Genomic DNA, 7,207 nt, shown 5'->3' on the forward strand with positions numbered 1-7,207 from the left:
AAACTTTTTCTCTTTTGATGACGCTTTTCGCATATTTGATATTGTCTTTTGGGGATTTTGAATACGCATTCCATTGGATCGAGATTGATTTATACGGTTAGAAAAACTATACTGACGCTAGAAATTGATCACGAAGTAAAACAAACAAAATCGGGGAGGAAAAAAATGATTACAAGTAAAAAGGCATTTGGCAAAATCACCGCATGTTCTATTATGATAGCGCTTTTATCATCTGCGGTTTTATCAGGGTGCGGTACAGATGAGGCTGAGCCCGCTCCTTCTGCTGCATCTGATACCGCAATAAAGGTACCTTTTGAAAAACCGGTAAAATTCCGCGTCTGGGACCCCCTGATGAGCACAGCTCTTCCTATCATGCAGAATTATGCCGAATCCGAGCTGAATAAAGAGTTGGAGAGAAGACTGAATGTGAAGATTGAGTATATCCATCCGACAGAAGGCTCGGCGAAGGAGCAGTTTAATCTGATGCTTACCTCCGGGGACATACCCGATTTTATTGTGGGCACCTTCGGGGATTATCCGGGAGGAAGGCAAAAGGCCTTCGAGGATGGCATCCTGGTTGACCTCAAGAATGAAATCCCCAAGTATGCGCCGGATCTGGCCAAAATTTATGAAGCCTATCCCGATCTGCTGATGGATGTGGAGACAGAGGAAGGAAGACAGTTCGGCGTCCCCTTCCTCAAGGGCGACCAGAGCATCTACACTTTCTTCGGAGGCTTTTTGCGCAAAGACTGGTTGGACGATCTGGGTCTGCAAGTGCCGGAAACCATCGACGAGATGTATACGGTACTGAAGGCCTTCAAGGAAAAGAAGGGCGCAACGGCGCCGTTGACGGGATCAGTCAGCAACATTAAGAACAACTATTTCACCGGGGCATGGGGAATTAGCCAGGATCACTTCATCGAGAACGGCAAGGTGGTGTACGGGGCCATCGACCCGAGGTTTAAGGAATATACCAAAACTATGGTGAAATGGTATAAGGACGGCATCCTCGATCCGGAATTGGCTACGAATAACGGCAAAACCATCGATGCCAAAATTACCGGCAATCAATCTGGCGCAACCCTCGGCAACACCGGGTCGGGCCTCGGGAAATATTTGCCGCTGATGAAGAACAAGGACCCCAAATTTGACTTGGTTGCTGCGCCGTACCTTGTGCGCAACAAGGGTGACTTCAATCCCTTTATGCCCAAGGACGGGCCTGTAGTTAACAATGGCGCCTGGAATATCACCAGCTCATGCAAGAATATTCCGGAGGCCTTGGCATTCCTGAATTATGGCTACACGAAGGAAGGCTCCATGCTCTATAACTTCGGTATTGAGGGCGTAAGCTATAAGATGGAGAACGGCTACCCGAAATATACGGATCTGGTGACGAATAATCCCAACGGACAGCCCATTGCAACCATGGGACAGTTTTATACCCGCGCCTTTAAGGACGGCCCTTTCGTACAGGACAAGAGATATTTTGAGCAGTACATGGCCTTGCCGCAGCAGCAGGAATCGCTGAAGGTCTGGACCAAATATGCGGAGCAAGTCACAAAAGCAAACAAGAGCTATAGAGGGAACTTGAAGCCGGAGGAGATTTCCCAGATCACCAGCAAGCAAAATGAAATTAACACCTATAAGGATGAAATGTTCCTGAAGTGGCTGATGGGCAAAGAGGATGTGGATGCCACCTGGGATAAATATGTGGAGCAAATCAAAAAGCTGGGTATTGAAGATATCAACAAAGTTAGGCAGAATGCCTATGACCGCTTCATTGAGAAATTCCCGCAGGCTTTAAATCCGAAATCGTTTAATATCAGTGACATCTATAAATAGAACGGGTGGAATGGGGGAAGAAATTCCCCCATTTCACTGTACAGGGAGGTTCCGAGCGTGTCGGAGGTAAAGATGCAGCCGCAGCATGTGATATACAAAAAGCCAAGCCTGATGAAGACGATCATAAAGGATTATAAGAAAAATAAATGGCTGATACTGATGGCCCTGCCTGTAGTAGCGTGGTATATCCTGTTCCACTACGTTCCCATGTATGGGGTTATCATCGGCTTCAAGCAATTCAGTCCTGTAAAAGGAATCTTGGGCAGCCCCTGGGTAGGACTGCAGCACTTTCAGGACTTCTTCAACAGTATCTCCGCATGGAGAGTCATCCGGAATACGTTATTGATCAATTTCTACCAGCTTATCTTTGGTTTTCCGGCGCCCATTATTCTGGCGTTATTGCTGAATGAAATCAAAAATAAGGCATTTAAAAAGACGATTCAAACCGTGACCTATTTGCCCCACTTCGTTTCAACGGTGGTAATCTGCGGCATGATTATCGACTTCTTTGCAAAAAACGGCCTGATTAATGATATCATTGCCTTTTTTGGCGGATCGCGCACCATGTTCCTGGTGGAAGCCGGATGGTTCCGCACCATCTATGTAGGCACAGGCATCTGGCAGGGTATAGGCTGGGGTTCGATTATCTATCTGGCTGCCCTCACCGCTATCGACACGGAGCTGTATGAGGCGGTCACCATCGACGGAGCCGGAAGATGGAAGCAATTTGTCCATATCACCCTGCCGGGAATTGCCCCCACCATCGTGATTCTGTTAATCATGAACATTGGCCGTATGATGAGCGAGGGATATGAAAAAATCATCCTGCTCTATAATCCCAGCACCTATGAAACAGCGGACATCATTTCATCCTATGTGTACCGGCGCGGATTGGTAGAGGCCAATTACAGCTTCAGTGCAGCCGTAGGGCTATTTAACTCGATCGTGAACCTGATTTTGATCGTTGCAGCAAACTATACCAGCCGCAAAGTGAATGAAACCAGCCTGTGGTAAGGAGTGGAAGATATGGTAGTCAAAAAGACGTTTGGGGATTATTTGTTTGATACAATAAACGTGATTTTATTAGCGGCGCTGGCTCTGATCACGGCCTATCCGTTTGTGTATGTTGTTTTCGCCTCCTTGAGCAGTGCTGACGAGCTTACCGCTCATAGCGGCATACTCCTCAAGCCTTTGGAATTCAGCCTCGATGCTTATAAAGCGGTATTAAAAAACCCCATCATTTATTCCGGTTATAAGAATACGCTCTTTATTGTGGTAGTGGGAACGGCCTATAACATTATCATGACAGCCATGGGAGCCTTTGTTCTCTCCAGGAAGGATTTCTTCTGGAGAAAACCGATTACCATCATGATCGTGTTCACCATGTTTTTTGGGGGCGGCCTGATTCCCAGTTTCCTGTTGGTCAAGGATCTTGGTTTAATGAATTCCTTGTGGGCTTTGATTATTCCCGGAGCCGTCGGAACCTGGAATCTGATTATCATGAGAACGGCGTTTCAAGGAATCCCCGAAAGTCTGATAGAATCCGCCTACTTGGATGGCGCGCATGATTTCATCATTCTGTTCAAAATCATTATTCCGCTGGCTCTGCCGACCATTGCCGTTATGGTGCTGTATTATGGGGTAGGCCACTGGAATTCCTGGTTCAGCGCCATGATTTATTTGCGGAAGCGAGAATTATGGCCGCTGCAGCTGGCCTTGCGGGAAATTCTGATATCCAACAGTACGGATGAAATGATGTCCGGCACCGTAGCCCAGGACAGAGCAGCCATTGGAGAAACGATCAAATATGCAACTATTATGGTTGCCACCCTCCCTATCCTGGCGGCATATCCCTTTTTGCAGAAATATTTTGTGAAGGGTGTTATGGTTGGGGCGCTCAAAGGCTAAACGGCAAAAACCCCTTTCGCATTTTCCGCGGGAGGGGTTTTTGCTGCTGCCAGGGGTTACAAGCCGGTATATTTCGTCGGGGAGATCCCCTCCATTTTCTTAAAATACTTGCTGAAATAAAACATGTCGCCAAACCCCACCAATCTTGCCGTATCGGTTACAGAATAGCCCATTTCCAAAAATTCTTTTGCCCGGGCGATCCGGTATTTGATAATAAACTCGAAAGGGGTCTCCCCTGTTGTTTCCTTGAAAATATGTCCCAGATGGGAGGGGCTGATATCTATACTGTTGGCCAGCTCCTGCAGCGTCAGCTTCCGGGTATAGTTTGCGGCAATATAGTTGATTACCTTCTCCACTTTATGAATAGAGCTGTAATTTATGGTATCGTTTTCTAAATAGTTAGAAATAAGAAGAATGATTTCCATGAAGTCGGCGCGACATCGGAACGTCCGATTTTCGTGCCCCGATGACCAATGCCGCATGAATTCTTCAAATAATTCCTTCAACCGGCGGAATAGATAACGGTCCTGAATATGGCTGTGGGTCGGAAAAGGAAGGGCAACATCAAGATTAACCCAGCTGCCGTTCTCCATAATGGGGCAGGCATATTGAAAATCAACCGTATAGCATTTCACCAGACAGCTTGGATTGGTATCGCCCCTTCTCATGTCGCCCGGTTTAAAATAGACAATATCTCCGCTTACGGCTTTAAACTCCGCATCATTGCAGAGGAGATTGGCTTCGCCATCAATGATCAGCATCAGATTGTGATAGGGAAACAGGGTATGGGGAATCTTCCAGGAAGGGGTCGCGTACCGTTTAATAGCCAGGATAAAATGAGGAACCATGGCGTTTAGAATCTCAGCAGTCTTCAAGCCGTCACATCCCTAAATAATCAGGATATATTACAAATCGAATCATATCATACATCCCTTAAACGCTCAATATGTGCTAACATGAACCGTAGAATACTTCATAAAGGAGCTGCCGTGATGAAGCCCTATTTTGATGAACAGGAAAGCATTTATACGAAGCTGTATGACCGTACAGATGAGATTCTTGAAACCGTAGCCAATGCTTATATCGGGAGAAATCCCGCCCTTCCTTTTGAATTCCGCAGTTTTTCCCGTGAAGGCTTTCTGAAGAATAATAATGGAAGATACAACATGAATTTGGAGGAGAAGCTGCCGGAAGCCAAACTGGGCCAATATGCTTATGTCTTTGGCCTGCTCTGGAGCAACCATGACGGGTGGACGGACTTTGGACTGAACTGCTATGGCCCTGCTGCTGTTTATTTGAACCGGGAATTTCTGTATAGAGCCGATATTAATGAAGAAGTAAATCCCAATATGAAAAAGGGCATTCATGCCAAGTTGCAAAAAGGTTGGAATTCTGTCTGCATTAAGTTTGTGAAGACAGCGTCAGGGTTTGGCGGGGTCTTTGGGACGCTGCACACAAAATGGAATCCCATGGAGTTTATGTCCCCCTTCCAGGAAAGAAAAGGGCAGGCCGGCTGGATCTATTCGGACGCTATGGATGCGGACAGCTTCAGCGAAACGGAGCTTCCGGATTATACAGGCCTGGAGACGCTATCCGGCATGGGCTGGTACCCTGCCCTTTCCTGGGATGCAGAAAAAATGAAGCTGAATCCGTGCGCGCGGATTTTTGGCAATACGCCCCGCAAGGTGGCTTACCTCTGGTCGGAGCTTCGCCATTCCGGCGTTGGCTCAACGATGTGCAGGCTGAAGGGGAGCTCTACAGGGAGCCTGAGGATGTGGCTTGACGGCCATATGGTGTTTGCAGGCGCGTTGAAACCATCGGATATCGCGGAATTCAAGCTGGACCCGGGGAAACATGAGGTGCTGGTGGAGCTGTGTGCTTCGGAAAATGGATGGGAGTACGGCTTTGATTTTACCGTTGATGGGGAAAGCGTTGCTTTTTCGATTCCCAGGGGTGTAAAGGGAAGCTGTGAACCATGGCTGTATCTGGGGCCTTTGGATAAACCGCTGGAGGAGTCCGCCGATAGCATCTGTTCCCTGTACCGTTTGTTTGAACAGGGAGACAGCCAATTCTTCTGGCGGGTGGACCGGCCGGATACATGGGTAAGACCTTACTTGGACAATGTCCTGTTTGCCAAGTGGAACTACCCCCTGGGGGTTACGCTTTATGGGCTGCTGCAGACCGGCAGGCTCTTGCAGAAGCGGGGAATCCTCGATTATGCGGTGAATCATATTACGGAGTGCACCCGGATCTATCAATATGCCAAATGGGATGCGGAGCAGTACGGCTACCCTTCCGTCAACAATCAACTGGTGGAAATGGATATGCTGGATGACTGCGGCTCCTTCGGCTCCGCTGTGCTGGAAGCATATAGCGACTCGCAGGACCCCCATACTCCTTATGTGGTTGAACAAATCGCGAATCATATGGAATATAAACAGGAACGGCTTGAGGATGGAGCCTTCTACCGCATCTGCATGAATAGCTTCCAGGAAAATACACTGTGGGCTGACGACCTGTATATGAGCACCCCCTTCTTAGTCCGCTATTATAAGCTGACGGGGGATGCCAAATATCTGGATGATGCGGCAAGGCAATTTATCCAGTTTAAGAAATATCTGTTTATTCCCGAATTCAAGATCATGTCCCATGTGTTCGACTTTAAGCATAACAAGGCTACCAATGTCCCATGGGGCCGGGGCAACGGCTGGGTGTTCTTCTCTCTGTCGGAGCTGCTGGAGGTGATGCCGGAAACCCACGCGGAGCGGAAGCATTTGCTGGCATTCTACAATGAACTGGCCGAAGGGTATATGGCTTTGCAAGGAGAGAGCGGGCTGTGGCATCAGGTGCTGACCCATCCGGATTCCTACGAGGAAACCTCCTGCACCAGCATGTTTGTGTACGGCTTGTCCAGAGGAGTCCGGCTTGGCTGGATTCGGGAGGACATGAAGTCGAAAGCGGTAACGGCGGTTAATAGGGGCTGGGAAGCCCTGACGAAATACGGCATCGACCGGTTCGGGAATGTGCACGGGGTATGCCGGGGCTCCCGCTATTCCTTCACACCGGACTATTACAAGATTGAGCTGAACGCGGTGACCAATGATACCCATGGTATCGGGATTGTCTTGCTGGCAGGCATCGAAACAGGCAAATTATCGGAATGGCTGAAGCAAAAGAGCGAGTTGCGGTAAGGCATTTTACCCTTAATTGAATCGATACCGTCAGTTGCGTTTTGGAGACGCTTCTGACGGTATTTTCCTTTCATAAAGGCAATCTCAACACATAATAAGGACAATTCCAACACGATGAGCCTTTGGGCTAACTTGAAGGCAAGAGCGGAATATAACTCTATATCTAATGTTTCCCCAAAAAAACGGATGCCATTTTGATATTATTAACTCAACTTTCGCAGCTCAAATCACCAAACCAACCCTTCATGTATAGGGGCAGACTTGTG

5 protein-coding genes are annotated in these 7,207 nt (G+C 47.9%); 4 read left to right on the forward strand and 1 reads right to left on the reverse strand.

The window, feature by feature from the left end:
- Window positions 1-351 precede the first annotated feature (351 nt).
- From DQG13_RS28895 to DQG13_RS28905, 3 genes are all read left to right on the forward strand, one after another.
- Complete coding sequence (locus DQG13_RS28895) at window positions 352-1,842, forward strand: extracellular solute-binding protein (RefSeq protein WP_181593064.1); 1,491 nt, start codon at window positions 352-354, stop codon at window positions 1,840-1,842.
- Between the two features lie 72 nt (window positions 1,843-1,914).
- Window positions 1,915-2,856 (forward strand): ABC transporter permease, encoded by a 942-nt coding sequence (locus tag DQG13_RS28900; protein ID WP_113023672.1) that lies wholly within the window; start codon window positions 1,915-1,917, stop codon window positions 2,854-2,856.
- 12 nt (window positions 2,857-2,868) lie between these two features.
- A complete protein-coding gene (locus tag DQG13_RS28905) occupies window positions 2,869-3,750 on the forward strand; it encodes a carbohydrate ABC transporter permease (RefSeq protein ID WP_113023668.1) in 882 nt (293 codons plus the stop codon).
- 56 nt (window positions 3,751-3,806) lie between these two features.
- Here DQG13_RS28905 and DQG13_RS28910 read toward each other — a convergent pair whose 3' ends face one another.
- Entirely contained in the window at window positions 3,807-4,625 is an 819-nt protein-coding gene (locus DQG13_RS28910) for a helix-turn-helix transcriptional regulator (RefSeq protein ID WP_113023669.1), read from the reverse strand.
- Window positions 4,626-4,742: 117 nt separating this feature from the next.
- Here DQG13_RS28910 and DQG13_RS28915 point away from each other — a divergent pair, with 117 nt between their 5' ends.
- The gene (locus DQG13_RS28915; RefSeq protein ID WP_181593065.1) at window positions 4,743-6,941 is read left to right on the forward strand and encodes a glycoside hydrolase family 88/105 protein; all 2,199 of its coding nucleotides are present in this window, start codon (window positions 4,743-4,745) and stop codon (window positions 6,939-6,941) included.
- The last annotated feature ends 266 nt before the right edge of the window (window positions 6,942-7,207 follow it).

The organism is Paenibacillus sp. YN15, assembly GCF_003285005.1.
Taxonomy (GTDB): domain Bacteria; phylum Bacillota; class Bacilli; order Paenibacillales; family NBRC-103111; genus Paenibacillus_AR.